This window comes from uncultured Campylobacter sp. (assembly GCF_938030685.1).
Lineage (GTDB): Bacteria > Campylobacterota > Campylobacteria > Campylobacterales > Campylobacteraceae > Campylobacter_B.
In genome coordinates this window covers 1-1,975 of record NZ_CALHHX010000123.1, presented here as the reverse complement: position 1 = coordinate 1,975, position 1,975 = coordinate 1, and the positions used below count along the sequence as shown (strand labels likewise).

Genomic DNA, 1,975 nt, shown 5'->3' with positions numbered 1-1,975 from the left:
GAGTAATTTTAATAAATCTGGATTTAAAAAGATATGAATTTAAAGGCGAAATCCCTGCCGCGTGAAATTTCAACGGCCGAATTTAAAGCTCTATCGTCCGCTCGAATATGTCCTCAAGCCCCGTTTGATGCACGATCGCTAGCATTCCTAGCCTTGGTAGAGCCGCGCGCAGACCAAGTAGCAGCTCGCGCGCCGAGGCAGGATCGAGTGCGGACGTGATCTCGTCTGCGAAAACAAAGCTCGGCTTGTGGTAATGAATACGTGCAAAACTAAGCCGCTGCGCCTCTCCGCCGCTTAAAATTTTAACGTAATCGGCGCGTGAGTTTAGCATGCGGGCAAATTTCTCAAGTCCTACGCGGCGTAAAATTTCTAAAAATTCCGCGTCGTCTGCGCGCGGCGGCTGCGGATATGAAATGAGTTTTTTTAGGCTAAGCGGCGCTAGATAGGGCTTTTGCGGGATAAACATCACGCCCGTGCGCGGCAGACTGATCTCGCCGCGGCCGTATCGCCAAAGCCCCGCCGCGTAGCGCAGAGCCGTGCTTTTGCCCGCGCCGCTCTTGCCTCGCAGCATTATAAACTGCGCGGGCGCAAGCTCAAAGCGTAGATCCTCGATCAGCGGCTCGCCTGCAGGCGTGAAGACCGACAAGCCCTCGCAGCAAGCGGAATTTTCGTCGCTTTGTTTGACACAAGTACGCAGATTTGCGCTCTCGCCATCCATGCGCGCGATGAACTCATAGATCCTCTGCACGCTCGCCGCCCACTCCATGATCTGCTTGTAATAGTCCATAAACCACGCAAATCCGTCCTGCACGCTGTAAAATGCCGAGCGCGCCTGCATCATGTCGCCAAAGCTCATCGCGCGCGACAAATACAGCGGCAAGCAGGCAAAGATCGGGATTAAATTCGTGATTTTTAGGTAGCTTGCCGAAAAGCATTCGAGGCGAAATTCCGTATTCATAATGCTGCGCCAGTTTCTCATGATCTCGCCGAAGCTCGCGCGAAAGCGGCCGCGCTCGGCATCCTCTCCGCGCATAAATGCTACGGCTTCTGCGTTTTCGCGCACTAGCAACAGATCCGAGCGGTAGTCGGCTTCGGCGCGCTGCTTAGCAAAATTTAACCCCCTAAGCCTGCGCCCGATGAGATGCGTGATCAGCGAGCAAAGCAGCGTATAAAGGAGCGCGACGTAGAGCAAAAAGCCTTCGATCTCAAAGCGCATGCCAAAAATTTCAAATTTCAGCACCTTCGAGACCTGCCACAAGATCGCAACGAAGGCGATGAGCTTGGCGAGATTATAGACGAGCGATTTTACGAGATCGACGCTTTTTTGCACGAGCAGCAAGCTGTCCTCGGCGATACGCTGATCAGGGTTGTCTAGCTTTGCAATCGTTTTTGAAATTTCACGATCTGCGCGAGTTTTGGATGAAATTTCATTCTCGCTTGCGCCGCTTTGCCCTGCTACATTTTGCTCCGCTGTGCTCGGTAAAATTTCAAACCTCTTTGCGTCTTTATGTAAAGCCGCGCTGTCCGCCTCGGCTGCGGAATACTCTGCGCGATCGTTTAAATTTTCATCTAAATTTACGTCGCCAGGTTTTTCTAAATTTGATCCGCCCCTGGCGCTGAAATTCCCCTCAAGGCTCGTGCGATAGAAGTTTGCGTTATGTAGCCATTTGCGCTCCATCATCGCGCTTAGCCGCTCGCGCCAGACGATTACGAGCAGTTTGCGAAGCCAGCTGCCGCAGACGATGAAAAGTACGATGAGTGCCGTGTAGAGCAAAAACTCGCCCACGAGCGCGGGGATCAGCTCGCCTTTAAGTTCGCTTAGCGCGTCGTAAAAGCGCTTATCCCACGCGTTCATCAGCACGCTGATTTTGATGATAGCGAGGCTAAAACCAAGCGCGAGCAGCAGCAGCGCCCACAGCTTCGCCGCGCCCTTGCCGAACCAGTGCGGACGTAGAATTTCAAAAAATTGCTTTAG

The 1,975-nt window shown here is 52.9% G+C and carries 1 protein-coding gene; it reads right to left on the bottom strand.

Features of this window, described 5'->3' with window-relative positions; all coding sequences use genetic code 11:
* Window positions 1-82 precede the first annotated feature (82 nt).
* Window positions 83-1,975: SbmA/BacA-like family transporter (locus Q0369_RS05830; RefSeq protein WP_298097263.1), on the bottom strand; the 1,893-nt coding region annotated here is incomplete at its 5' end.